The following is a 25,688-nucleotide window of genomic DNA, read 5'->3' as shown; positions in this document are numbered from 1 at the left end:
CCCGGCTCCGGCAATGGGGTGCGGCCCCCTGGACCCCCGCCAAGGGGCTGCGCCCCCCGGACCCCCGCCAAGGGGTTGCGCCCCCTGGATTCCCGCCTTCGCCCGAAAGGCTCGTCCTCAATCGCCGGACGGGCTTGAAATGCGCGGGCCTGGCGTCGGTTTCTTGGTGTGGGCTCGTACGCCGGGCGCGTCCTGGATTCCCGCCTGCGCCCGAAGGGCTCGTCCTCAATCGCCGGACGGGCTTGAAATGCGCGGGCCTGGCGTCGGTTTCTTGGTGTGGGCTCGTACGCCGGGCGCGTCCTGGATTCCCGCCATCGCCCGAAGGGCTCGTCCTCAATCGCCGGACGGGCTGAAGTGTGTGAGCGCGGCGTCGGTTTCTTGGTGTGGGCTCGTACGCCGGGCCCGTCCGGGACCCCCAGGTCAGGGGACTGTGTCCGCTAACGCCGGACAGGCTGAAGTGGGTGAGCCTGGCGGCGGTCTCCCGGCGTGCGCCCAGCCTGTCCGAAACCATGTAGCGCACGCCCGCACGCCCGCACGCCCGCACGCCCGCACGCCCGGGCCCATCGGGAACGATCCGGCGCAGGCCCGCATCCCCAGCCCGTCCGGCGCTTGAGGACGAGGCCCTTGGGGCCGATGCGGGGGTCCGGGGGCGGCGGTCCCCGGGAACGGGTAGCAGCGTCAGGTCCGATTCCCGCCAGCCCCGGCGGCAGCCGCCCCGCACACTGGGACTCGTGATCGATGAAGAGACCAGGTACGAGGCCGTGCGGAGCAGGGACGCCCGGTTCGACGGGGAGTTCTTCTTCGCCGTGGAGACGACGGGGATCTACTGCCGGCCGAGCTGCCCGGCGGTGACGCCGAAGCAGCGGAACGTGCGCTACTACACCACCGCGGCCGCCGCCCAGGGCTCAGGCTTCCGGGCCTGTCGCAGGTGCCGCCCGGATGCCGTGCCCGGCTCCGCGGAGTGGAACGTGCGCGCCGACGTCGTGGGTCGCGCCATGCGGCTGATCGGTGACGGTGTGGTGGACCGCGAAGGCGTCGGCGGCCTCGCCGCACGACTCGGGTACAGCACCCGCCAGGTGCAGCGGCAGCTCACCGCCGAGGTCGGCGCGGGCCCCGTCGCACTGGCCCGTGCCCAGCGGGCCCACACGGCGCGGGTCCTGTTGCAGACCACCGGGCTGCCCGTCACGGAGATCGCGTTCGCGGCCGGGTTCGCCAGCGTGCGGCAGTTCAACGACACGATCCGCGCGGTGTACGCCTCGACACCCAGCGCACTGCGCGCCGCGGCCTCGCGCGAAGGGCCCGGCGCCAGGCGCGCGGACGCCCCGGCCGCCGGGATCCCGCTGCGCCTCGCCCACCGGGGTCCGTACCGGTCGACGGCCGTCTTCGATCTCCTCGCCCAGGAGGCGGTCGCGGGGGTGGAGGACATGAGCGGACCCCGCGGCCGCCGCACCTACCGGCGCACCCTCCGCCTTCCGTACGGCACCGGGGTCGTCGCGGTGAACGAGTGTCCCGACGGGCAGGCCTCCCAGCCGGGCGGCTGGCTCGACACCCGGCTCCACCTCACCGACCTGCGCGATCTGACCACCGCCGTCCAGCGGTTGCGGCGGCTGTTCGATCTCGACGCCGATCCGTACGCGGTGGACGAGCGGCTGGGAGCCGATCCGCGGCTGGCGGCCTCGGTCGCCGCGCGACCCGGTCTGCGGTCACCGGGCGCCGCGGACCCGGACGAGCTGGCCGTGCGCGCCCTGGTGGGCCGGCCGGCCGCGGAGCGCCTGGTGCGCCGATACGGGAAGGTACTGGACGCCGCGCACGAGTCGCTCACCCATGTGTTCCCGGAGCCGGCCGTCCTCGCGGAGGCCGAGCCGGACGGCCCCCTCGGTACGCTCACCGCCGCCCTCGCCGACGGCACGCTGCGGCTCGACGCCGGTGCCGATCGCGACGCGGCGCAGGCGGCCATGCTCGCGCTGCCCGGTCTGGACGCGCACACGGTCGCCGCCATTCGGACCCGCGCCCTCGGCGATCCCGACGTGGCACCACCCGGCGAGGACGTCCCGGAGGTCTGGCGCCCGTGGCGTTCGTACGGGGTGCGACACCTCCGGGCGGAGGACGAGGAGGCGGTGGCACGGGGCGAGGGCCGCCGCGAGGTCGGTCCTCCGGACCCCGGCCGCGAATCCGCCGCGGGTGGACACGGACCAGCTCCTCGCTGAAGTGGGGGCCCAAGTCGTGCGGACCGGTGCGGAGTTCGGCCGCACGGCGGACGTCGACGCCACGGAGCTTGCACGGCCGGAGACCGACCACGCCGTCGACGACGAGGGCGACCTCGGGGTTCTTCCGCAGATTGCGCCACTTCTCGGTGGTGCCCCTCGCGTGTCCGCCGATCAGGATCGTCCCGTCGTCCCGGGGGAAGAAGCCGGCGGGGTTCGCCGGCCGCCGGCCGTGGGCGTCGACGGTGGCCGGCCGCCCGGGCCGCCGCGACGTCGGGTACGCGCGTTCGGCCTCGACGAATCGGGTCGTGGCGGCAGGCAAACACGTCGGCGCCGTGCACGCGCCGGGCCCCGGACCCTGGTCCCCGCAGGAGAACGGGCCGCCTCCGCGGGCCAATGTCCCTGCAACGGAGTGCGGCTGACGGTGTGACATACCGTTGGGGGCGCGGTCGACCGGGGAAGCCATGCCGCATGACCCGCGTGATCATGGTCCGGCACCTGGTCGCCGCCCTGGCGACCGTCCTGACGCTCGCCACGCCGTGCGCGAGAGCCGACACGGGGCCCGGCGCCGGCCCTGGGGGCGCCCCCGCCACCGGCCCGCACTGGACCGGCACCTGGGAGGCAGCCCCCTCCGGCACCACCCGGCCCCGGCCCGGCGCCTCGATCCGCAACGTCGTGCACACGAGCGTCGGCGGCGAAGCGGTCCGCGTCCGGATCTCCAACCGGCTGGGCACCGCGCCCCTGCGACTCGGGGCCGTCACGGTCGCGTTGCAGGAACCCGGCGAGCCCGCGGAACCGGACGCCGTCCCGGGATCGATGCGGACGGTGACCTTCGCCGGCGCGGCGTCGGTGGTCGTCCCGCCGGGCACGGACCTGCTCGGCGACCCCGTGCGGCTGCGGATCCCCGCCGACGCCAACCTGCTGGTCTCCGTCCACACCCCGGCCGACTCGGGCCCGGCGACGTACCACCGTTCGGCCCACCAGACCAACTTCCTCGCCCGCGACGGTGACCGGACCGCGGACGAGCGCGGTACGCGGTACACCGCCGACCTCGGCAACTGGTTCTACGTGACCGGTGTCGACGTTCTGGGCACCCACGCCAGGGGCAGCGTGGTCACGCTCGGCGACTCCATCACCGACGGGACCGGTTCGACCCCCGACACCAACCACCGCTGGCCCGACCGGCTCGCCGCCCGGCTGCGCGATCTCCCGGCGTACCGCCGGCTCGGTGTCCTCAACGCGGGCATCTCCGGAAACCGGCTCCTGCTCGCGGGCAGCGGTCCCAGCGCCCTGGACCGGCTCGACGCCGACGTGTTCTCCCGCGCCGGGGTACGGGCGGTGATCGTGATGGAGGGCATCAACGACATCAAGGGCACGCCGGAGCAGCGGGACCCCCGCGCGCTGGAAGACGCGTACCGCCGGATCGTGACGCGCGCCCACGCCCTCGGAATTCGGGTCGTCGGCGCCACGATCACGCCGTACGGCGGCCATCCCGCGTGGACCGAGGCGCGCGAGGCCGTCCGGCAGGAGGTCAACGCCTTCCTGCGCGAGGGCGGTCTCTTCGACGCGGTGGCGGACTTCGACGCCGCCGTCCGCGACCCGGCCGACCCGTACCGCATCAGCCCCGCCTACGACCCCGGCGACCACCTCCACTTCAACGACGCGGGCATGCGGGCGATGGCCGACACGGTGGATCTGAGAACGCTGGCTCCCTAGGAGAGGGCGGGGGGGCTGGGGAGGTCGGGGGAGGTCTGGGCAGGTTCGCGGCGGCCCGGGGTGGGGCCGGGGAGATCCGGGGCCGGTCCAGGGGGACCCGGGGAGGCCCAGAAAGGAAGGGCCGGGGGCCGGGGGCCGGGGAGGTTCCGGCGGGTCCTACGTGTCAGCCCCAGACCACCGTGCCCAGCCACGCGCCCGCGATCAGCAGACAGGCGAACAGCTCCGTCAGCACGCTCCAGCCGCCGCAGCGCATCAGGGTCCGCACCGTCGACCAGGCCCCCTCGTGCCCGCCCGCGGCCAGCCGCTCGTGGAGGTAGATCCCGCCGAGGAAACCCGGCACCGCGCCGATCACCGGCAGCAGACAGAAGCCGAGCAGCGCCCCGGTCCCCGCGTACAGCCCCGTACGCGGGGTGGCGCCGCCCTCCCGGAGCCGCCGGGGAGGCAGCGCCCAGCGGATCGCCTGGGCCAGCAGCAGGACCAGGGTCGCGCCCACGAGCACGCCCCAGGCCAGTGCCTGCGTGGCGCTCAGCGCCCACCACAGGACCGCGGCCCAGACGAGCCACGACCCCGGCACACCGGGCACCAGCACTCCGCACACGCCGAGCGCGATCACCACGCCGACCAGCAGGAGTTCCCACGCTCCCATCTGTCAAGGGTGCCGGAGCGGACGGGAGGGCGCAGGTCAGCCCCGGGCCACCCAGCCCTTCTCGTAGGCGTGCCAGCCCAGCTGGAGCCGGGTCGTCACGTCGGTCAGCTCCATCAGCCGCTTCACCCGGCGCTGCACGGTCCTCAGGCCCAGGTCGAGCTGTTTGGCCACGCTCGCGTCGGTCAGCCCGGCCAGCAGCAGCGAGAGGATCTCCAGATCGGTGCCGTCCGGGCCGTCCGGGCCCTGTTCGACGAAGCCCCGGCTGCCGAGCCGCAGCGGCAGCGCGTCCCGCCACACCGACTCGAACAGGCCCGACAGCAGCTCCAGCAGCCCGCTGGCGTGCACGACCAGTGCGGCGGGCTGGGCGGTGTGGGCGGTGAGGGGCACCATCGCGAGGGTCCGGTCGGCGATCACCAGTTTGGTCGGCACCTTGTCCATCACCCGGACCTGTTCCTCGCGGCCGAGCGCGGCGGACAGCTCCGTGACGCCGGTGGGCTGGTCGAGTACGGCGCGTTCGAGGACCACCCGGTAGCGGACACCGCGCCCGGCCGCCTGTTCCTCCGCTTCGTTGTCCGCCCCGGAGACCGCGATCGGGGTCCCGGTGACCAGTGCGCACACCTCCTCGCTCGCGCCGAGCTGGAGCTGCAGGAACCGCTGGGCGACCGCCGCCGCGCCGATCACCACCTCGACCAGGTCGTGCGCGGCGGGTTCGGTGGCCTGGGTCCGGTACTCCTCGGCGAGCAGCGCGGCCGCCAGCTCCGCCTTGTCCAGCTCGTGCCGTTGCTGGGTGAGCAGCGCACCGAGGGCGACCCCCGGTGGCGCCGCGACCCAGCGTCCCGGCCGCGCCGACGACTGGGCCGCGAGACCGTGCCGTTCGAGCCGGCGCAGGGCGCGTTCGGTGTCGTACTCGCCGAGCGTGAGCCGGCGCGCGAGATCGGGCACGTCCGCGGCGCCCACGGACACCAGCGCCCGGTACGCCGACTCGTGCGTCTCGTCCAGACCTATCGCTCCCAGCATGCGGCGACGCCCTCCCCAGATTCCGTTCCGGCCGGGCCGTGGCGGAAACCGGCCACGGCGCAAACCCGCCTCGGCACATCATCGCCGCAGCACCCGCAACTCTGCCAAGCTCACGTCACCGGGGCAGCGGCCACCGCCGGCGGAGGCCCGCCGGGAATCTCGGGGGAGTCCCGGGAAAGTCCTGGCGGGATCTCACGGACGTCCCAGGGAAGCAGGTCACGCTGAGGGGTGAACCGGCCTATCTGGAAAACGTGTTGGGCGGGTCCGACCGTGGCACGGGACCGCGGGGCGCGTGAGGCCCGGTCGTCCAGGCGCCGCCGGGCGGTTCTCCCGTGGGGGGTGGGACCGTCCGGCGGTTTCTCCCGAACCTCCTTTGCCCGTCGTGTTGTTCGACATTTCGGAGGCGGGACGCCCGGCGGACCGGTCCGGGTGGCCGGATTTCCGGATGCCCCGTTTTCAACCGGCTCCCGCGGTGACAATTAGGGGCATGAGCCAGCAGGGGGAGAGCCGCACCGGTCACGAGGACGATTGGTGGGGGCAGTTGTACGACGACTCCACCCAGGACACCGGGGCGGTCGCCGCGCCGGACTCCCTCGACGACCGGTTCGCGTCGGCCGCGGGGACGGTCGGGGCGGAGTCGGTCGGGGCGGAGTCGGCCGGGGCGGGTCCCGCCGCCCGGTCGCAGCCGCCGGAGTGCGACGCACCGGCACCACCGGGGGAACCACCCGCTCCGCCGGAACGGCGCGGCGGTGGCGCCGGGCCCTGGCACGGCGCCTCACGCCGCGGCGTGGCTCCCGAGCCTCCCGCGACCCCGCCGCGCCGGGACGAACCCCTATGGGGGCGGGCCCCCTGGGAACCTCCGGCCGACCCGCCGGCTCCTTTCACCCCGCCCGCTCCCGCCGGTCCGTGGACACCCGCGCCCACGGATTCGTCCGAGCCCGCCGCTCCGCCGAGGTCCGCCGCTCCACCGACCTCCGCCGGATGGTCGGCGCCGGCCGCTCCGCCCGCGTCGGCCGGGCCGTGGGCGGGTGCGGGTTCGTCGGCGCCGGCGGGTCCGTCCGTGCCCGCGGGGCCGCCCGCCGCCTCCGACCGGCCGGGGCCCGGCGGTCCGTCCGTGCCCGCCGATCCGCCCGTGCCCGCCCCTCCGCCGACGTTCACCCAGCCGCCGGGGTCCGCCGCTCCACGGACCTCCGCCGGGCTGCCGGCGCCCGGCGCCCCGCCGGCGTCCCCCGGCCCGTGGGCAGGCACCGATGCGTCGGCGCCCGCCGGTCCGTGGGCGGATGCCGGGCCTTCGGCGCCGACCGGTCCGTCCGTGCCCGTCGGTCCGTCCGGGCCAGGGGGTCCGTCCGTGGCCGCCGGCCCACCGGCGCCGGTCGGCCCGTCCACACCGGGGAGTGCGCCCGCGCCCGCCGGTCCTCCCGCGCCCGCCGCCGACCCGCCCAGGCCCGCCGCTCCACCGACCGCTGAGGGATCGCCGGCACCCGCCCGGCCGTCACCCGCCGGTACCGCCGGCTCCTCCGCGCCCGCCCCCGCGGCCCTCCCGCCCGGTCCGACGCCTCCGGGGTTCCGAGCCGAGCCTCCGTGGGGTTCGGCGTCCCCGCCCGCACCCGCGTCGCCCGCACCCGGGTCGACCGGGACTGCCGCGCCCGGGACTGCCGCCGTGCCGCCGTGGCCCCCCGGGGTCCCTCTGGACACCCGGGCCACGCTTCCGCCGCCCACCGCCTCCCCGGGCGGCGCACGGCCCGACCCATGGGCCCCGCACGCCCCGGCCCTCCCCACCGCCCCTTCCCAGGGGCCCCCGGCCCTCCCCGCGGCCCCATCCCGCGGGACCCCGCCCGCCGGTCCGCCGCCCACCCGTCCCGACCTGCCCGTCCTCGCGCCGTACGAGTCCCTGCCCGCCGCTCCGGGAGAACGGCCCTCCGTGGCCCACGTGGGCTCGGGCCCGCCCACCTACGACGCCGAACCCACCACGCTTCCGCCCGCCGACCCGGACGGCCTCGACGACCTGGTCTCCGACACCGTGCTGGACGGCGCGCGCTACGGGACCAGCACGCTGCGGGCGGTCTCCGTGCGCGGGGACTCCGCGCGCTACCGGGGAGAGCCGCGCCGTGACGCCCTGCTGACCGCCCGCTTCGGTACCGCGGAGGAGGCGCTGGTGCTGGTGGCGATGGCGACCGGGGCCCGCGCCACCCCCGGCGCGCACCGGGCGGCCGCCGAGGCCTGCCGGTGGATCGGGCGTGCCGTCGGCCGCAGTCACGCACGGCTGGCCGAGGACATCCGGGCCGCCCGGCGCGGGGATCTGAAGTCGGGGCTGCACCGGCTCACCGACCGCAGTCTCGGCAAGCTGCGCGCGAGCGCGGCCGAGCAGGGTGTCGAGCCCGAGGACTACACCGCGAGCCTGCGCTGCCTGCTGCTCACCGCGGACCCCGAGTGCCGTACGCGCGTGTTCTTCGGTGTCGGCGACGGCGGGCTGTTCCGGCTGCGGGACGGCGAGTGGCAGGACATAGAGCCACGGGTGGGCGATGCCACCGGGGAGCCTGTGGTCGGCTTCGGGTCGCTGCCCCACGAGACCCCCGAGGGCGACCGGCTCACCATGGACCTGGGCATCACGACGCCCCCGAGCCCGTACGAGCCCGCCCCCGCGCCGCCGCGCGCCCCCTTCCGCTTCCGCGCCTCCGTCGCCCGGCCGGGTGACACGCTCCTGCTGTGCACGGGCGGCCTCGCCGATCCCCTGCGCGGCGAACCGGGTCTCTGCGAGCACCTGACGACCCGCTGGTCCACGGGTGGCCCGCCGGGACTGGCCGCGTTCCTGGCCGACACCCAGGTGAGGGTCAAGGGCTACGCGGACGACCGGACGGCGGCGGCCGTTTGGGAGGCGTAACCGCGTTCCCTGTGAATTCATGGACCCCAGAGGACGGACTCAAGGGTTCCAGGACCACTAAGGGGTGCGTGCAGCATGGCCAAGCAGAACGTCGCCGAACAGTTCGTCGACATCCTCGCCCGCGCGGGGGTCAAGCGCCTGTACGGCGTCGTCGGCGACAGCCTGAACCCGGTCGTCGACGCGATCCGGCGCAATTCCGCGATCGACTGGATCCATGTCCGGCACGAGGAGACCGCCGCCTTCGCCGCGGGCGCGGAGGCCCAGATCACGGGCAGCCTCACCGCCTGCGCGGGCTCCTGCGGCCCCGGCAACCTGCATCTCATCAACGGTCTGTACGACGCCCACCGTTCCATGGCCCCGGTCCTCGCCCTCGCCTCGCAGATCCCCTCCAGCGAGATCGGCCTCGGTTACTTCCAGGAGACCCACCCCGACCGGCTCTTCACCGAGTGCAGCCATTACAGCGAGCTGATCTCCCACCCGAAGCAGATGCCCCGGCTGCTGCAGACGGCCATCCAGCACGCGATCGGCCAGTCGGGCGTCAGCGTCGTCTCCCTGCCCGGCGACATCGCCGCCGCGCCCGCCCCGGAGAAGACCGTCGAGACCGCCCTCGTCACCTCCCGGCCGAGTGTCCGCCCCGGCGACACCGAGATCGACAAGCTCGTCGCGCTCATCGACGAGGCCGACCGGGTCACCCTCTTCTGCGGCAGCGGGACGGCGGGGGCGCACGCCGAGGTCATGGAGTTCGCGGAGAAGATCAAGTCGCCGGTGGGACACGCGCTGCGCGGGAAGGAGTGGATTCAGTACGACAACCCGTTCGACGTCGGCATGAGCGGTCTGCTCGGCTACGGCGCGGCCTACGAGGCCACGCACGAGTGCGACCTGCTCATCCTGCTCGGCACCGACTTCCCCTACAACGCCTTCCTCCCCGACGACGTGAAGATCGCCCAGGTCGACGTCCGTCCCGAACACCTGGGCCGGCGCTCGAAGCTGGACCTGGCGGTCTGGGGCGACGTCAAGGAGACCCTGCGCTGTCTCATCCCGCGGGTGCGGTCCAAGGGGGACCGCCGCTTCCTGGACAAGATGCTGAGGAAGCACGCGGGCGCGCTGGAAGGTGTGGTGAAGGCGTACACCCGCAAGGTCGAGAAGCACGTTCCGATCCACCCCGAGTACGTGGCCTCGGTGGTGGACGAACTCGCCGACGAGGACGCGGTGTTCACCGTCGACACCGGGATGTGCAACGTCTGGGCGGCACGCTACATCTCGCCCAACGGCCGCCGCCGCATCATCGGTTCGTTCTCGCACGGCTCGATGGCGAACGCGCTGCCGATGGCGATCGGCGCCCAGTTCAGCGACCTCGGACGCCAGGTCGTGTCGATGTCGGGCGACGGCGGTTTCTCCATGCTCATGGGCGACTTCCTCACCCTCGTCCAGTACGACCTGCCGGTGAAGGTCGTCCTCTTCAACAACTCCTCCCTGGGCATGGTCGAGTTGGAGATGCTGGTCGCCGGACTCCCGTCGTACGGGACCACCAACAAGAACCCCGACTTCGCGGCCGTGGCCCGGGCCTGCGGCGCCTACGGCATCCGCGTCGAGAAGCCCCGGCAACTGGCCGGCGCTCTGAAGGAGGCCTTCAAACACAAGGGCCCCGCCCTCGTCGACATCGTCACGGACCCCAACGCCCTGTCCATCCCGCCGAAGATCAGCGCGGACATGGTGACCGGGTTCGCACTGTCCGCGTCGAAGATCGTCCTCGACGGCGGGGTCGGCCGCATGCTCCAGATGGCCCGCTCGAACATCAGGAACGTGCCGAGGCCGTAGGGCGGTCCGGAAAGCCCCGCCGCCCGCTCTAAGGACGTGCGGGGCGTCGCGGGGCGGGCGGGGCCTCCGCGGCACGGTCGGTGCCGTCGCCGGACCGTGTGCCCCGTCGAGTACGGCCGGAGGCGCAGCCGAGGGTCGGTAGATGGGCCGAGCGCCCGCACTCGGCACGCCACCGCGCACCGGCGGCTCCGGGTGGTGCGCCGTCGTCGGACGCGCCGCCGGCGCAAGCCGTCCGCGCTCCGGTTCATCTCCCCCTCGCGCCCCGCGGGAGGCGGTACGCGGAGGGAATGCGCGGCGCCGGGGGTGGCCGGATCCAGGGTGCCCCGGGCCCGCTCCGAGGCGCGCAGGACGTTCGGGTACGGAGGACAGGGCGCCGCACCCGAGGCGGCGGGCCGTCCGCCCCGTGGCCGATTCCCGCCCGCCCACCAGGGCTTTCCCGCCGGCGCCGGGACGGCCGCGAAGGGCTCGTGGGCGGCCCGGAGCGCGGGCTCCACAGGTCATCGGCCCCGGGCGTGCGCGCCGTCGCCACTCCATCGACGGCGTCCGGACCGGGCCTCGCGCCGGCCGGCCGGAGCGCCCCGGTACGGGTGCGCCTCCCCGGACGGAAGCAGGTCCCCGGAGCGGGGGCGGACGGGGCGCGCGGGCACCGGCCCGTCACGCCGCCGCGCCCGCGCTCCCGCATGGCACAGGGTTGACGAATCGACATGACTGCCGCCTCGCGTAGGAGGGCATGGATTCCCGTGAACATGTTCGATCACGAGGGGAATCGGCATCGGCATGCAGGCGGGGGTCATGAGAAGGCAGGTACGAGGGCGCGGTCCCGTGGCGATCGGGGCCTCCACGGCAAAGGCGATGATGGAGGAGACGTCCGGCAGTACGGCGGATCAACCCGCCACCGCGCAGCTCAGGCGCAGGCTGGCGAGGGCGGACCTGCGGGCGGTGCCCGAGGCCCGCAGAGCGCTGAGGGAACTCTTACGGCACTGGGGGAGGCCGGGAAAGTCCGAGATAGCCGAGCTGCTGACCAGCGAGCTCGTCACCAACGCCCTCATCCACACCGATCACGACGCGATCCTGACGGCCACGGTCCGCCCCTCCGGACTCCGCGTGGAGGTACGGGACTTCGTGGGACGCAGGCCCAGACCGCGGGTACCGGACGCCGACGACGGTACGCACGGCCGGGGACTCGTCCTCGTACAGTCCCTCGCGGACGCGTGGGGTGTCCGGGCCCACGGGGTGGGCAAGTCGGTCTGGTTCGAACTGGACGGCGGCGCGGTGTAGTCACCGCGCCGCCGTAATTCCTGTCCGGACGGAATTCCCGTCCGGGTGTCACCCAGGGCGGGGCCGACTCCCCGTCCGGGCGTCGTTCGTGTCCCGGCGTCGTTCGTGTCCGGGTCCGGCCGGATCCCGGCCGGACCACCCGGACTTCACCGGGGACCTGTCCGACGGCCTGTCAGCCGAACTGCTGCTCCAGGTCCTTGAGCTTGCGCTCCAGGGAGTCGAGCCGCGGCAGGGCCATGGTGTCGTCCTCCGTGGTGAGGTCGACGGTTATCGGGTCAGCGCTCTTGCGGACGGGCTGAAGGGAGGGCCGCGAACGTACGGGCAGGGGATCCGACGCCGATAGAGCAGGCTCCGTAGAGGCCTGAGCGGGAGCGCGCTCCACGGTCGTCTCCAGCTGCGCCCGTGCGCTCGCGCGGCCCGGCAGACCGCGGTGACCACGGCTGAGCGCCTTCAGGTGCGCCCGCTCGACCCGCTCCTCGTTGCGGCGGCGCAGACGCGTCTGCTCCTTCTGGCGCTTGTCCTCACGCACCTCGTCCACGGCCTCGTCCAGCGTACGGACGTTCTCCAGGAGCATCAGCGACCAGGCGCTGTACGTCTCGCGGGGTGCGCGCAGCCAGCGGACGATCCGGATCTGCGGCAGCGGACGCGGGACCAGGCCCTGCTCGCGCAGCGCGGCACGGCGGGTCTGCTTCAGCGCCCGGTCGAACAGGACGGCGGCCGACAGGGACATGCCCGCGAAGAACTGGGGAGCGCCCGAGTGGTCCACGCCCCGCGGCGCGTGCACCCAGTTGAACCAGGCCGCGGCACCGGCGAAGGTCCACACGAGTATGCGGGAACCGAGCGCCGCGTCACCGTGGCTGGCCTCGCGCACGGCGAGTACGGAGCAGAACATGGCCGCGCCGTCCAGGCCGAACGGGACGAGGTACTCCCAGCCGTCGGTCAGCCCGAGGTTCTGCTGGCCGAAGCCGACCAGACCGTGGAAGGACAGCGCGGCGGCAACCGCGGCACAGCAGAACAGCAGCACGTAGGAGGCCGTGCCGTAGACGGCCTCCTTGCGCCGGCGGCGCTCCTCGCTGCGCTCCCATGATTCCTCGTTACCGCTGCCCGCGCCGCCCCCGGACCGCTTGCCGCGCGCGAGCACCGCCACCGCCGCCAGCAGTCCCAGGAGCAAAACGGCGCCCGGAAGCAGCCAATTCAGCGATATGTCGGTCAGTCTCATCTGGGGTCCCTTGCATTGGGATAGGGCGTAACGCCCGCCATATTGGCCCAAGCCCGTCGCCCCTCAAGGGGTTTCGCGGCAAGAGGCCGCCAAGGGAGTGCCAAGGGATGCGCAGGGCGACATTCTGCTCGAACTGCCGCGCGAGGGACGGGAGCTGAGTGCGAATAAGATTACCCGTACGGATGGTTCAACGGAAAGTTCCTGCGACGAGTGAGGAAGTTGTGAAGCATCTGTAACCCTAGGGGTGTCTCAGTCGCAGTTGATCTTAGGGCATCCGGAACCATGCCTCTGCCGCGGGGTCCTCAACTGGCGAGGTCGGCCGTCAACTTGGCGGCGCGCTCGGCGTCGCGGACGCGCGGGCAGGTGGGGCAGGCGTCGTCGGGGCGCAGCGTGTAGAAGAAGCAGCAGCTCGCGCGGTCGCGGGTGGTCAGGGTTTCGCCGTCCGGGCCGGCCAGCTCACGGAACGCGGCGGACCCGACGTAGGGCCGGGTCGTCCCCGGCAGCAGGAGTTCCAGTTCGCGCAGCGCGCGCTCCTCCTCGCCGAGCAGGCCGGCGACGTACCAGAGGCCCTCGACGATCTCGTCGGTGGCCATGCCCCACAGGGCGCGGCCGCGGCGACGCATGCGGGGGCCGAAGCCGCCGAGGACCGGCTCCAGGTGCTCGGCCACCGCGGCCCGCACCTCGGCCCGCAGGGCCTCCTCGTCCGGTACGACGCGGGCGCCGGGCAGGCCGGCCGCCGGGTCGCCCGGCAGGCAGGCGAACCCGGTGGTCCGCACGGCCATCCGGCCGAGGGTGCGCTGGAATGTGACGTGCTCCACGGGGAACCGGGGCACGCGGCGCTCCAGGAACCACGGGACGGTGATCAGGAGGCAGGCGGGCCAGGCGTACCGGTGCAGGCCGAACGTGGCGACGACGTCCGGACGTGCCCGCTCTCCATAGTCCCGGACGATCTGCGCCTCGTCCCAGGCGAGAAAGGCGTCTAGCTCCGGACCGCCCGCCGCGAGCCGGGCCGCGCCGGCCCAGCCGACGCCCTCGGGGGCGGCCTCGCCCGGTTCGAGCTCGGTGACGCTCAGGTCAGGAAGGACCTCGGTCAGCCGGGTGTAGGCACCCGTGACCGCCGAGAGTGCCGGGCGGGCGTCCGGGCGGGCCGGGACGCCTGCGGCCAGGGCGGGAGCGGACATCCGGTGACCACCGCTTCACGATCGTTGACAGGTAAGGCTTACCTTACCCATATTTCCGGATGTTTGAACTGGGGCCGTGTGCGCCTATGGTGCTTGACGGACAGGTGACAACCACCCCATTGACCCCAAGTACCACCAAGCCCGGAGGAGGCCCCCGTGGAGCAGGCCGGTTCGCTGGGCACGCACGGCTCCACCGGGCACGGTGCCCCGGACACGCGCACGCCGGCCGCCCGGGTGCCCGCCCAGTCGCGGATGCCGGAACGGCGCCGGGAGCGGGAGTGGGACGTCGCCGCGGGCACCTCCACGGCCGGTGCCGCGGCCCGCGGTGAGCACACCCACAGCGAGGTGCCCCTCCCGTCTCCTCCCGTCCGCCCTCCCGCGGAGAACCGGCCGTCCCGCACGGAGACCGCGCGTCCGGTGGTCCAGCGCGCCTCGGTCCGCGGGCAGATCCTCGACGCCCTGCGCACCGCCCTCGTCCAGGGGGACCTCGCCCCCGGCGAGGTCTACTCGGCGCCCGTGCTCGGTGAGCGGTTCGGCGTGTCCGCCACGCCGGTCCGGGAGGCGATGCAGCAACTGGCGCTGGAGGGCGCCGTCGAGGTCGTGCCGAACAGGGGCTTCCGGGTCGTCCGGCGCGGGACGCGCGAGCTGGCCGAACTCGCCGAGATCCGCGCGCTCATCGAGGTCCCGGTGATGCTGCGTCTCGCGCGCACGGTGACCGCCGCGCGCTGGGCCGAGCTGCGCCCGCTCGCCGAGGCCACGGTGCGGGCCGCGTCCACCGGGTGCCGCGCCACGTACGCCGAGTGCGACCGTGCCTTCCACCGTGCCGTCCTCGGCCTCGCGGGCAACGACCAGCTCGTACAGATCGCCGAGGACCTGCACCGCCGCGCCCAGTGGCCGCTGGTCGGCGGCCCCGTCTCCCGGGGCCGCGCGGACCTGGTGGCCGACGCCGCCGAGCACACCGCCCTTCTGGAGGCCCTGATCGTCCAGGACCTCCCGGTCGTGCAGTCCCTCGTACGGGAGCACTTCGCGGGCGCCTGACGGCTGCCCCGCGATCCCTGGCGGGCGGACGGGGCTGGTCCCTGATCCCCGGCGGGCGCGCGACGCGGTTCCGTGTACTCCCGCGGGCGAGCGACTCCGTGTACGCCTGCGGGCGCGCGACGACAGCGACGGCACCCACCGTCCCGCCGGATCCCCGAACACGCCCCCTACGGGCACGGCCCCCGCCTCGCGACACAGTGGCCTGCGGCCCCCTCGCCGGGCGACGCACCGGACCCGACGCCGGGCACCGGTCCATCGGGGAGCGCGGACGGCCCTTGGTACGTGCTGCCACAGGGGGGACGTCGCCTGTCGCGGCATCGGTGTCCGGGTGTCCGGGTGTCCGGGTCCACTGTCCGTAGGGCGGGCGTTCCCGGCCGGCCGGTATGTGGCGTTCCCGCCCTGGACGTAACGGCTTCGTACGGGCCCGGTCGCGAGACCCGTCGACGGGAACCCGCACGACCCGGTCCGCGTGCCCACCGGTACACGGCGCGAGCCGACCGAAACCGGGGGAGACACCGATGCCCGACCCGTCCTGGCAGGCGATGCGGCAGGCCGAGCAGGCCCAGCGGATCCATCGGAACCACGTACGCCGGCATCTCGACGCGCACCACATGGCGCGCGCCCGTCACACCGGCGTGCCGCACCGGTACCGCCCCGTGTCCCACGGCTCCGTCCGGGGCGGCGTTCTGGGCGGCGTCCTGCTCCTCCTCGTGGTCGTGGCCGCGGTCCTCTACGCGGCCCACGACCCCGAACTCCGCACCACCGTCGAGACGTTCGCCCGCGACATGCTGTCGAAGGTGCAGAGCGGCCGGCCGGAGCACTGACGGCATGCCGCGGCAGGTGACGGCGTCCGGCGGTGACGGGGAGCGGCCCGCGCCCCGTGTCGGCCACGGTGTCAGGCGGTGGCGGCGGGCGGGGTCAACTGCCGCGCCAGCCAGGTCGGTACACCCCCGAGGAGCCGGAACAGCCGTCCCGCCTCCGCCCGCAGCCGGGACGCCTCGGGCTCGGTCTCGGCGTCCGCGAGGGACGCCAGCGCCGGAGCCGTCCCCACCAGATATCCCAACTCCTCGCGAATCCTGAGAGATTCCCCGAATCCGTGCCGGGCCTCCGCCAACTCACCCTCCCGCAGGGCTAGTCCGGCCAGGTGCCGCCAGGTGAACGACAGCAGCAGCGGGTCGCCCAGGGCGGAGGCGCCCGCGTGGGCGCGCCGGTAGGCGGCGCGGGCGGACTGCGGGGACTGCGCGAGGTTCTCCGCCAGCAGCCCGCGCCGGAAGTCCAGGAGCGCGCGGCCCGGCGCCCCGGGCGCGATCAGGGCGGCGGCCCGGCCGAGCGCGGCCCGCGCCTCGTCCGCCCGGTCCCGTACCCCGAGCAGGGTGGCCGCGTAGGCGAGCTGTCCGCGCTCACAGGCGGCGGCGCCCCGTTCGTCGTCGCTGCGGGCCACCGCCTCGGCCGTGCGGAGCGCGTCCTCGGCCTCCGCCCAGCCCTGCTCGGTGTACAGGCACCGCTCGACGAGGAGCGAGGCCCGCTGCAGCGAGGCCTGGGCCGTCAGGGGCTCGATCAGCGCGGCCGCGTCGACCCAGCAGGCGCGCGAGCGCAGCCGCCATACCGCGGTCTGGAGTGGATCGTCCCCTGCGTTCGTTCCGGAACCAGACATGGCGGAATGCGCCACGTTGCCCTCCCCGAGCACGCCATTGAGCTGTTGAGTGGTGGCATCTCAGCACGGATCAAGGCACCCGGCCAAGGGGCTGGGTGAAGGATTTCACAAAGTCGTGCGACAGGGGCGCCACTTGGTGACACGCCCCACACCGCCCCGTGACCTCAACTCATGCGCAGGGCCAGGAAGAAGTCGAGCTTGTCCTCCAGGCGCGAGAGGTCACGGCCCGTCAACTGCTCGATACGCCCCACCCGGTAGCGCAGTGTGTTGACGTGCAGGTGGAGACGGGCGGCGCAGCGTGTCCAGGAGCCGTCGCAGTCGAGGAAGGCCTCCAGGGTGGGGATCAGTTCGGCGCGGTGACGGCGGTCGTAGTCGCGCAGCGGGTCCAGGAGCCGGGCGGTGAAGGCCCGGCGCACGTCGTCCGGTACGAAGGGCAGCAGCAGGACGTGGGAGGCCAGTTCCTGGTGTCCGGCCGCGCACACCCGGCCGGGGCGTGCGGCGGCGACCCGGCGGGCGTGCCGGGCCTCCTCCAGGGCGCCGCGCAGCCCCTCCGCCGAGTGCACCGCGGCGCTGACGCCCAGGGTGAGCCGCCCGTCGTCGTCCAGGCCCGCCGACAGCGGATCGCGGACGGCCGCCAGGAGCGCGTCCGCGAGCAGTCCGGTCTCCGAACCGTCGTGCTCCGAGGAGACCGCCGGAAGGGGGACGAGCGCGATCGCCTCGCCGTCCGTGTGGGCGACGGCGATGCGGTCCGCGTGCTCGGGGCCGGTCGTCAGCGGGTCGACGAGCATCTCCTCCAGGAGCGACTGCGCGACCGGTCCGCCGTCCATCCCGCCGCCGTCCCATTCGACGCGGGCCACCACCACCTGCCAGTGCGGGGCCGCTCCGAGTCCGGGCAGCAGGACCGGTGCGGCGACCCGCAGCCGGGCGGCGATCTCCGCGGGCGCGGCGCCCGACTGCACCAGTTCGAGCACCTCCTGCGCGAGACGCCGCCGTACCGTGCGTGCCGCGTCCCGGCGGTCCCGTTCGACGGCGATCAGCTGGGTGACACCCTGGAGCAGGTCGAGGCGTTCCGCCGGCCAGTCCGCGGCGTCCGCCTCGACCGCGAGCAGCCAGTCGGAGAGCACCGTCTCCCGCACGTCGCGCCCCGCGCCCGCGGAGCGTCCGGACGGCCGGACCGGGAACAGGGAGTACGCCGTCGTGCCCACCACGACCCGGTGCGGTCCGCGCCGTCCGGTGCGCACGGCCGTGAGGTGCTCGGCGGCCAGCCGGGCGCACACGTCGGCGGGCAGCGCGGCCCCCGCGAGCTTCGAGCCGGCGACGGGCCGCCCGGTGGGCGACAGCACCCAGGCCCGCAGGTCCAGGTCGGATCCGAGCAGGTCGAGCACCACGTCGGGTCCGCCGCCCGCCGGACCGGACGTCATCATCCGCCGGTGGCGGTCCACCACCGCCGCCAGGTCCCCGGCGCGCTCGCCCGAGACCTGCCGTACGACGTGCTCGGTGATCGTCGCGAAGGCCACCGACTCGTTCACGGCGAACAGCGGCATCCGGTGCCGGGCGCAGGCCAGGACCAGGTCCTGGGGGATGTCGCCGAGCTCCGCCTCGCCCGCGGCGAGGGCCGCGACCCCGGCGCCCGCGAGGATGCGTACGAAGGCCTCGGAGTCCGCGGCGCCGTGCCGCCAGGCCAGACCGGTGAGGACCAGTTCGCCGCCCGAGAGATAGCGGCTGGGGTCCTTGAGGTCGGTGGTCATCACACCGCGTACGGTGCGGTCGAGCTCGCCCTCGCCGCCGAGCAGCCGCAGGCCCAGCGCGTCGGTGTCCAGCAGTGCGCGCAGCCGCATTCTCGTCGCCGCCGTTCTTGTCTCGAAATCTACGATGGAACTGAAGGTGGGCACGGGGCGGACGCGCCCGTGAGCCGTATTCCCAGGTCCCGGCATGTGCTGGGTGTTTCACTGGGAAACCGGAGAGGTTACTGACGCCTCTCGTTCATATGAATCTACAAGATGAGTGCCCTGGCCAGCCAACTCCTTCATGGTTTCGGTGACTGACCCCGGTGGAGCACAGCGCTGTGTACTGGCCTCGATCCGCGTGAACAACTCATGGACGAGCCGGGGCCGCCGCACACGATCTGGCTTGATCGACACGACCTTCGACGAAGAAGAAGAGAGCCACTCATGGACTTCCTTCGCCCCGCCGGCTGGGAGGAGGCGCTCGCCGCGAAGGCCGAGCACCCCACCGCTGTGCCGATCGCGGGGGGCACCGATGTGATGGTCGAGATCAACTTCGACCACCGCCGGCCCGAGTACCTCCTCGACCTGAACCGCGTCGGCGAGCTGAGCGAGTGGGAGGTCGGTGAGGAGAGCGTGCGTCTGGGCGCCTCCGTCCCGTACACCCAGATCATGGAGAACCTGCGCGGCGAGCTGCCCGGCCTGGCCCTGGCCTCGCACACCGTGGCCTCCCCGCAGATCCGCAACCGCGGCGGCGTCGGCGGAAACCTCGGCACCGCGTCCCCGGCCGGTGACGCACACCCGGCCCTGCTCGCGGCGGGCGCCGAGGTCGAGGCCGAGTCGGTACGCGGCTCCCGGCTGATCCCGATCGACGCGTTCTACACCGGGGTGAAGCGCAACGCGCTCGCCCCCGACGAACTGATCAGGGCCGTCCACATCAAGAAGGCCGACGGCCCGCAGCAGTACTCCAAGGTCGGCACCCGCAACGCGATGGTGATCGCGGTGTGCGCCTTCGGTCTGGCCCTGCACCCCGCGACCCGCACCGTGCGCACCGGCATCGGCTCCGCGGCGCCGACCCCGGTCCGCGCCAGGACCGCCGAGGAGTTCCTGAACGCGGCCCTCGACGAGGGCGGCTTCTGGGACAACGGCCGGATCATCACCCCGTCGGTCGCCAAGCAGTTCGCGGACCTGTGCTCCGCCGCCTGCAACCCGATCGACGACGTCCGGGGCACGGCGAGCTACCGCCGCCACGCGGTCGGCGTGATGGCCCGCCGCACCCTGACCTGGACCTGGGAGTCGTACCGCGGCACCGCCGGCACGGAGGGAGTCGCGTAATGCGCGTCAATTTCACGGTCAACGGCCGTCCCCAGGAAGCCGACGACGTGTGGGAGGGTGAGTCCCTGCTCTACGTGCTGCGGGAGCGGCTGGGCCTGCCCGGCTCCAAGAACGCCTGCGAGCAGGGCGAGTGCGGTTCCTGCACCGTCCGCCTGGACGGTGTGCCGGTGTGCTCGTGCCTGGTGGCGGCCGGTCAGGCCGAGGGCCGCGAGGTCGTCACCGTCGAGGGGCTCGCCCAGTACGCCCAGCAGCGTTCCCGCGCGGCGGCCCCGTGCGGGACGTCGCTGGACGAGGCCCGGCGGTGGGGCGCCCGGGGCCATGACTCGCAGACCGGCGAGGGCACCGAACTCTCCCCGATCCAGCAGGCGTTCATCGACGCCGGCGCCGTCCAGTGCGGCTTCTGCACCCCGGGTCTGCTGGTCGCGGCCGACGAGATGCTGGAGCACAACCCGACCCCGACCGACGCGGACATCCGCGAGGCACTCTCCGGCAACCTCTGCCGCTGCACCGGATACGAGAAGATCATGGACGCGGTCCGCCTCGCGGCCGCCCGGCAGTCCGAGGCGGTCTGACCATGGGAACCACCGGCACACCTACCAAGATCACCCAGGGTACCGAGTCCAAGGGCGGCATCGGCGAGTCCACGCTCCGCCCGGACGGCACCCTCAAGGTCACCGGCGAGTTCGCGTACTCCTCCGACATGTGGCACGAGGACATGCTCTGGGGCCAGATCCTGCGCTCGACCGTCGCCCACGCCGAGATCGTGTCCCTCGACACCTCCGAGGCCCTCGCCCAGCCCGGCGTCTACGCGGTCCTCACCTACGACGACCTGCCCACCGCCGTGAAGACCTACGGCCTGGAGATCCAGGACACCCCGGTCCTCGCGCACGGCAAGGTCCGCCACCACGGCGAGCCCGTCGCGATCGTCGCCGCCGACCACCCCGAGACCGCGCGGCGCGCCGCCGCCAGGATCAAGGTGGAGTACAAGGAGCTGCCCGTCATCACGGACGAGGCGTCCGCGACCGCGCCCGACGCGATCCTCGTCCACGAGAATCGCGACGACCACCACATCGGCCACGTCCCGCACCCCAACATCGTGCACCGGCAGCCGATCGTCCGCGGCGACGTCGAAGAGGCCGCGAAGAAGGCCGACTTCGTCGTCAAGGGCGAGTACACCTTCGGTATGCAGGACCAGGCGTTCCTCGGCCCCGAGTCCGGTCTCGCCGTGCCCTGCGAGGACGGCGGCGTCGAGCTGTACATCGCCACCCAGTGGCTGCACTCGGACCTCAAGCAGATCGCCCCCGTCCTCGGCCTGCCCGAGGACAAGGTCCGCATGACGCTCTCCGGCGTCGGCGGCGCCTTCGGCGGCCGCGAGGACCTGTCGATGCAGATCCACGCCTGCCTGCTGGCCCTGCGCACCGGCAAGCCCGTCAAGATCGTCTACAACCGCTTCGAGTCCTTCTTCGGCCACGTCCACCGCCACCCCGCGAAGCTGTACTACGAGCACGGGGCGACCAAGGACGGCAAGCTCACGCACATGAGGGCCCGTATCGTGCTGGACGGCGGCGCCTACGCGTCCGCCTCCCCGGCGGTCGTCGGCAACGCCTCCTCACTGAGCGTCGGCCCGTACGTCGTCGAGGACGTCGACATCGAGGCCATCGCGCTCTACACCAACAACCCGCCCTGCGGAGCCATGCGCGGCTTCGGCGCCGTCCAGGCGTGCTTCGCGTACGAGGCGCAGATGGACAAGCTCGCGGACGCGGTCGGCATGGACCGGGTCGCCTTCCGGCAGCTCAACGCGATGGAGCAGGGCACCCTGCTGCCGACCGGACAGCCGGTCGACTCACCGGCCCCGGTCGCCGAACTGCTGCGCCGCGTCAAGGCGATGCCGCTGCCGCCGGAGCGCCAGTGGGAGAGCTCCGAGGGGGCCGACGTACGCCAGCTGCCGGGCGGACTGTCCAACACCACGCACGGCGAGGGCGTCGTTCGCGGTGTCGGCTACGCCGTCGGCATCAAGAACGTCGGCTTCTCCGAGGGCTTCGACGACTACTCGACCGCCAGGGTCCGCGTGGAGGTGGTGGGCGGCGAGCCGGTCGCGACCGTGCACACCGCGATGGCGGAGGTCGGCCAGGGCGGTGTCACCGTCCACGCGCAGATCGCCCGCACCGAGCTCGGCGTCGCGCAGGTGACCATCCACCCCGCCGACACCCAGGTGGGCAGCGCCGGTTCGACGTCCGCGTCGCGTCAGACGTACGTCACCGGCGGCGCCGTCCGGAACTCCTGCGAGCTGGTGCGCGAGAAGGTCCTGGAGAGGGGCCGCCGCAAGTTCGGCACGTACCACCCGGCATGGGCGACGGCCGAGCTTCTGCTGGAGGGCGGCAAGGTCGTCACCGACGCCGGCGAGGTGCTCGCCGGCCTGGCGGACGTGCTGGAGGACGAGGCCGTCGAGGTCGAGGCCGAATGGCGGCACCGTCCGACGGAACCCTTCGACCTGCGCACCGGACAGGGCTTCGGCCACGTCCAGTACTCGTTCGCCGCGCACCGCGCCGTCGTCGAGGTCGACACCGAACTCGGCCTGGTCAAGGTCATCGAACTGGCCTGTGCCCAGGACGTCGGCAAGGCGCTCAACCCGCTGTCGGTGGTCGGCCAGATCCAGGGCGGCACCGTCCAAGGCCTCGGCATCGCGGTGATGGAGGAGATCATCGTCGACCCCGTCACCGCGAAGGTCCGCAACCCCTCCTTCACGGACTACCTGATCCCCACGATCCTCGACACGCCGACCATCCCGGTCGACGTGCTCGAACTCGCCGACGACCACGCCCCGTACGGGCTCCGTGGCATCGGCGAGGCCCCCACCCTGTCGTCCACCCCGGCCGTCCTCGCGGCGATCCGGAACGCGACAGGGCTGGAGCTCAACCGGACGCCGGTACGGCCCGAACACCTCACCGGCAAGTAACCCCCAGGGGCCGGGCGGGACTTGTTCCGCCTGCGACCCCTTCGTTCGTCTCGGGCCGTCCCCCGGGTCGTGCACCTTCCCAAATCCCGCAACCGCAACGGCGGTTCACCTCGGTCGCCTCCGGCGACCGACGCGGGTGCCCCTGTGAACCTTGGGAGTTGGCACCATGACCCACCAGTCAGTGGAACCCAGGACCGTCGCCGACGACGCGGGTGCGGGTAGCCGCGTCCCGGCCGGACGGTCCTGGCTCGACCGGTACTTCCACATCACCCGGCGGGGATCCACCGTCGCGCGCGAGGTGCGCGGCGGCGTCACCACCTTCATGGCGATGGCGTACATCCTGCTCCTCAACCCCCTGATCCTGTCCGGCAAGGACGCGGCCGGGAACACGCTCGGCCAGCAGGCACTGATCACCGCGACCGCGTTCGCCGCCGCTTTCAGCACGCTCCTGATGGGCTTCGTCGGCAAGGTGCCGCTCGCCCTGGCGGCCGGACTCTCCGTCTCCGGAGTGCTCTCCTCCCAGGTCGCCCCGCAGATGACCTGGCCGCAGGCCATGGGCATGTGCGTGATGTACGGCGTCGTCATCATGCTGCTCGTCGTCACCGGCCTGCGCGAGATGATCATGAACGCGATACCGCTCGCGCTGAAACACGCGATCACCATGGGCATCGGCCTGTTCATCGCGCTGATCGGCTTCTACAAGGCCGGCTTCGTGCACCAGGGCAAGGCCACCCCGGTCACCCTCGGGGCGAGTGGTGAACTCGCCGGCTGGCCGGTGCTGCTCTTCGCGGCGACCCTGCTCGCCATCTTCATGCTCCAGGCGCGGGGCGTCCCCGGTGCCATCCTGATCGGCATCGTCGGCGGCACCGTACTGGCCGTGGTCCTCAACACCCTCGGCGTCATCGCCCCCGGGCAGTGGGCGAGCGGCGCCCCCGAACTGCACGGCGGCGCCGTCTCGATGCCGGACTTCTCGCTCTTCGGCCAGGTCGAGTTCGGTGGCTGGGGCGACGTGGGCGCGATGACGGTCGGCATGATCGTCTTCACCCTCGTCCTCGCCGGGTTCTTCGACGCGATGGCCACCATCATCGGCGTCGGCACGGAAGCCGGACTGGCCGACGCGAAGGGCCGGATGCCGGGCCTGTCCAAGGCACTGTTCGTCGACGGCGCCGGCGGAGCGGTCGGCGGGGTCGCCGGCGCCTCCGGCCAGACCGTCTTCGTCGAGTCCGCGACCGGGGTCGGCGAGGGGGCCCGTACCGGCCTCTCCTCCGTCGTCACCGGCCTGTTCTTCGCCGCCTGCCTCTTCTTCACGCCGCTGACCGCCATCGTCCCCGGCGAGGTCGCGGCGGCGGCACTGGTCGTCATCGGCGCCATGATGATGATGAACGCCCGCCACGTCGACTGGGCCGACCGCGCCACGGCGATCCCGGTCTTCCTCACCGTCGTGATCATGCCGTTCACCTACTCCATCACCGCGGGCGTCGCGGCCGGAGTCCTCTCGTACGTCGCCATCAAAGTCGCCCAGGGCAAGGCCCGGGAGATCGGGGCGTTCATGTGGGGCCTGACGGCGGTCTTCCTCGTCTTCTACGCCCTCCACCCCATCGAGAGCTGGATGGGCGTCCACTGAGGGCCGTCCCGTGATCCCCGGCGGGCCCACGACGACGGCACGGCACCCCGCCGCGTCGTCGGGGCCGCCCGGACACACCCGGTACGAGGACGCCCCTCCGCCTCGCGACGCACCGCGTCCGACGCCGCGCGCCGATCCACCGGGAATCACGGGACAGCCCTCGGCGCCGCGGCGCCGGACGCCCGCCGCGAGGCCCCCCGCAACCGCTGCCGAAGGAGACCGAGACATGCTGGACATCGCCGAGGAGCTGTACCGGTGGGTCGGGCAGGGACGTGACTTCGCCGTCGCCACCGTGGTGGCCGTCGGCGGCAGCGCACCCCGCAGGCCCGGCGCCGCGCTCGCCGTCGACACCGACGGCACGGCGATCGGCTCGGTGTCCGGCGGCTGCGTGGAGGGCGCGGTCTACGAACTGTGCCGACAGGCGCTCCAGGACGGTGAGACCGTCCTGGAGCGCTTCGGATACAGCGACGAGGACGCCTTCGCCGTCGGCCTGACGTGCGGCGGCGTGATCGACATCCTCGTCACCCCGGTACGGGCGGGCGGCCCGGACCGGGCGGTGGCCGCAGCCGCGCTGGCGGCCGCCACCGGGGGAGAAGCCGCGGCCCTCGCGCGGATCGTGAACGGTCCCGCGGAACTGCTGGGGCGCGCGCTGCTCGTCCGCCCCGACGGTTCGTACGAGGGCGGCCTCGGCGCCCACCCGGAACTCGACCGGGCCGTGGTCGCCGAGGCGGGCGCCTTCCTCGACGCGGGCCGCACCGGGACCCTGGAGATCGGTGAGCAGGGCTCTCGTTGCGGAGCACCGCTCACGGTTCTGGTCGAGTCCTCGGTGCCGCCGCCCCGGATGATCGTCTTCGGCGCGATCGACTTCGCGGCGGCGCTGGTCCGCATCGGCAAGTTCCTCGGCTACCACGTGACGGTCTGCGACGCCCGCCCGGTCTTCGCGACCACCGGCCGCTTCCCCGACGCCGACGAGATCGTCGTGGACTGGCCGCACAGATACCTGGAGCGCGCCCAGGTCGACGCGCGCACCGTGCTGTGCGTGCTCACCCACGACGCCAAGTTCGACGTGCCCCTGCTCCGGCTCGCACTGCGCCTGCCGGTCGCGTACGTCGGCGCGATGGGGTCCCGGCGGACCCATCTGGACCGCAACGAGCGGCTGCGCGAGGTCGGAGTCACGGAGCTGGAGCTCGCCCGCCTCCGGTCTCCCATCGGCCTGGACCTGGGCGCCCGCACCCCCGAGGAGACGGCCCTGTCCATCGCCTCGGAGATCGTGGCCCGCAGGCGCGGCGGCAGCGGCGTCTCCCTCACCGGCGCGCACACGCCGATCCACCACGACACGACGCCCGCTGTGGTCCGCCGGATCGGGTCCTTCGCCTGACCGGGGCCCTCGACCCACA

18 protein-coding genes and 1 pseudogene are annotated in these 25,688 nt (G+C 73.5%); 12 read left to right on the top strand and 7 right to left on the bottom strand.

Annotated elements, in window-relative coordinates; genetic code table 11:
* The first annotated feature begins 734 nt into the window (after positions 1-734).
* Positions 735-2,207, top strand: a complete 1,473-nt coding sequence (locus GFH48_RS10455) for a DNA-3-methyladenine glycosylase 2 family protein (protein WP_153292846.1) — start codon at positions 735-737, stop codon at positions 2,205-2,207.
* Here the strand turns inward: GFH48_RS10455 and GFH48_RS10450 are convergent.
* A pseudogene (locus GFH48_RS10450) lies at positions 2,149-2,526 on the bottom strand (PPOX class F420-dependent oxidoreductase); the annotation flags it as partial. The gene GFH48_RS10455 and the pseudogene GFH48_RS10450 sit on opposite strands and share 59 nt — an antisense overlap.
* A 149-nt stretch (positions 2,527-2,675) precedes the next feature.
* Between GFH48_RS10450 and GFH48_RS10445 the strand changes: the two are divergent.
* The gene (locus GFH48_RS10445) at positions 2,676-3,920 is read left to right on the top strand and encodes an SGNH/GDSL hydrolase family protein (RefSeq protein WP_153287993.1); all 1,245 of its coding nucleotides are present in this window, start codon (positions 2,676-2,678) and stop codon (positions 3,918-3,920) included.
* Positions 3,921-4,083: 163 nt separating this feature from the next.
* Here GFH48_RS10445 and GFH48_RS10440 read toward each other — a convergent pair whose 3' ends face one another.
* On the bottom strand, positions 4,084-4,566 hold the full coding sequence (locus GFH48_RS10440; protein WP_153287992.1) for a DUF456 domain-containing protein: 483 nt from the start codon (positions 4,564-4,566) through the stop codon (positions 4,084-4,086).
* A gap of 36 nt (positions 4,567-4,602) precedes the next feature.
* Complete coding sequence (locus GFH48_RS10435; RefSeq protein WP_153287991.1) at positions 4,603-5,583, bottom strand: helix-turn-helix transcriptional regulator; 981 nt, start codon at positions 5,581-5,583, stop codon at positions 4,603-4,605.
* Positions 5,584-6,895: 1,312 nt separating this feature from the next.
* Here GFH48_RS10435 and GFH48_RS10430 point away from each other — a divergent pair.
* From GFH48_RS10430 to GFH48_RS10420, 3 genes are all read left to right on the top strand, one after another.
* A complete protein-coding gene (locus GFH48_RS10430; RefSeq protein WP_407698624.1) occupies positions 6,896-8,464 on the top strand; it encodes a PP2C family serine/threonine-protein phosphatase in 1,569 nt (522 codons plus the stop codon).
* 75 nt (positions 8,465-8,539) lie between these two features.
* On the top strand, positions 8,540-10,282 hold the full coding sequence (locus GFH48_RS10425) for a pyruvate dehydrogenase (protein WP_153287989.1): 1,743 nt from the start codon (positions 8,540-8,542) through the stop codon (positions 10,280-10,282).
* A gap of 855 nt (positions 10,283-11,137) precedes the next feature.
* Complete coding sequence (locus GFH48_RS10420; RefSeq protein WP_153292845.1) at positions 11,138-11,560, top strand: ATP-binding protein; 423 nt, start codon at positions 11,138-11,140, stop codon at positions 11,558-11,560.
* A 172-nt stretch (positions 11,561-11,732) separates the two neighbouring features.
* On the opposite strand, the gene GFH48_RS10415 is transcribed toward GFH48_RS10420, so the two are convergent.
* Both GFH48_RS10415 and GFH48_RS10410 read right to left on the bottom strand, forming a co-directional pair.
* Positions 11,733-12,779 carry a DUF2637 domain-containing protein gene (locus GFH48_RS10415; protein WP_153287988.1) on the bottom strand — a complete coding sequence of 349 codons (1,047 nt, stop codon included), beginning with the start codon at positions 12,777-12,779 and terminating at the stop codon, positions 11,733-11,735.
* Positions 12,780-13,081: 302 nt separating this feature from the next.
* Positions 13,082-13,960, bottom strand: a complete 879-nt coding sequence (locus GFH48_RS10410) for a (2Fe-2S)-binding protein (RefSeq protein ID WP_153287987.1) — start codon at positions 13,958-13,960, stop codon at positions 13,082-13,084.
* Positions 13,961-14,116: 156 nt separating this feature from the next.
* Between GFH48_RS10410 and GFH48_RS10405 the strand changes: the two genes are divergently transcribed.
* Positions 14,117-14,998, top strand: coding sequence for a GntR family transcriptional regulator (locus GFH48_RS10405; RefSeq protein ID WP_407698623.1), 882 nt, complete (start codon positions 14,117-14,119; stop codon positions 14,996-14,998).
* A gap of 518 nt (positions 14,999-15,516) precedes the next feature.
* Positions 15,517-15,822, top strand: a complete 306-nt coding sequence (locus tag GFH48_RS10400; protein WP_153287986.1) for a hypothetical protein — start codon at positions 15,517-15,519, stop codon at positions 15,820-15,822.
* A gap of 71 nt (positions 15,823-15,893) precedes the next feature.
* Here the strand turns inward: GFH48_RS10400 and GFH48_RS10395 are convergent, their stop codons facing one another.
* Both GFH48_RS10395 and GFH48_RS10390 read right to left on the bottom strand, forming a co-directional pair.
* On the bottom strand, positions 15,894-16,667 hold the full coding sequence (locus tag GFH48_RS10395; protein WP_153287985.1) for a hypothetical protein: 774 nt from the start codon (positions 16,665-16,667) through the stop codon (positions 15,894-15,896).
* A 149-nt stretch (positions 16,668-16,816) separates the two neighbouring features.
* Entirely contained in the window at positions 16,817-18,490 is a 1,674-nt protein-coding gene (locus tag GFH48_RS10390; protein WP_153287984.1) for a helix-turn-helix domain-containing protein, read from the bottom strand.
* A gap of 333 nt (positions 18,491-18,823) precedes the next feature.
* Here GFH48_RS10390 and GFH48_RS10385 point away from each other — a divergent pair, with 333 nt between their 5' ends.
* The 5 genes from GFH48_RS10385 (at position 18,824) to GFH48_RS10365 (ending at position 25,669) form a co-directional block, all read left to right on the top strand.
* A complete protein-coding gene (locus GFH48_RS10385; RefSeq protein ID WP_153287983.1) occupies positions 18,824-19,711 on the top strand; it encodes an FAD binding domain-containing protein in 888 nt (295 codons plus the stop codon).
* Positions 19,711-20,283, top strand: coding sequence for a (2Fe-2S)-binding protein (locus GFH48_RS10380; RefSeq protein WP_153287982.1), 573 nt, complete (start codon positions 19,711-19,713; stop codon positions 20,281-20,283). Before GFH48_RS10385 ends, GFH48_RS10380 begins: the two co-directional genes overlap by 1 nt.
* 2 nt (positions 20,284-20,285) lie before the next feature.
* On the top strand, positions 20,286-22,667 hold the full coding sequence (locus GFH48_RS10375; RefSeq protein WP_153287981.1) for a xanthine dehydrogenase family protein molybdopterin-binding subunit: 2,382 nt from the start codon (positions 20,286-20,288) through the stop codon (positions 22,665-22,667).
* A 166-nt stretch (positions 22,668-22,833) separates the two neighbouring features.
* Positions 22,834-24,291: an NCS2 family permease gene (locus GFH48_RS10370; RefSeq protein ID WP_153287980.1), complete on the top strand. Its 1,458-nt coding sequence runs from the start codon at positions 22,834-22,836 to the stop codon at positions 24,289-24,291.
* 226 nt (positions 24,292-24,517) lie between these two features.
* Complete coding sequence (locus GFH48_RS10365) at positions 24,518-25,669, top strand: XdhC family protein (protein ID WP_153287979.1); 1,152 nt, start codon at positions 24,518-24,520, stop codon at positions 25,667-25,669.
* Positions 25,670-25,688: the final 19 nt, after the last annotated feature.

It is taken from the genome of Streptomyces fagopyri, assembly GCF_009498275.1.
GTDB lineage: Bacteria > Actinomycetota > Actinomycetes > Streptomycetales > Streptomycetaceae > Streptomyces > Streptomyces fagopyri.
This window is presented reverse-complemented; position numbering and strand designations above follow the sequence as displayed.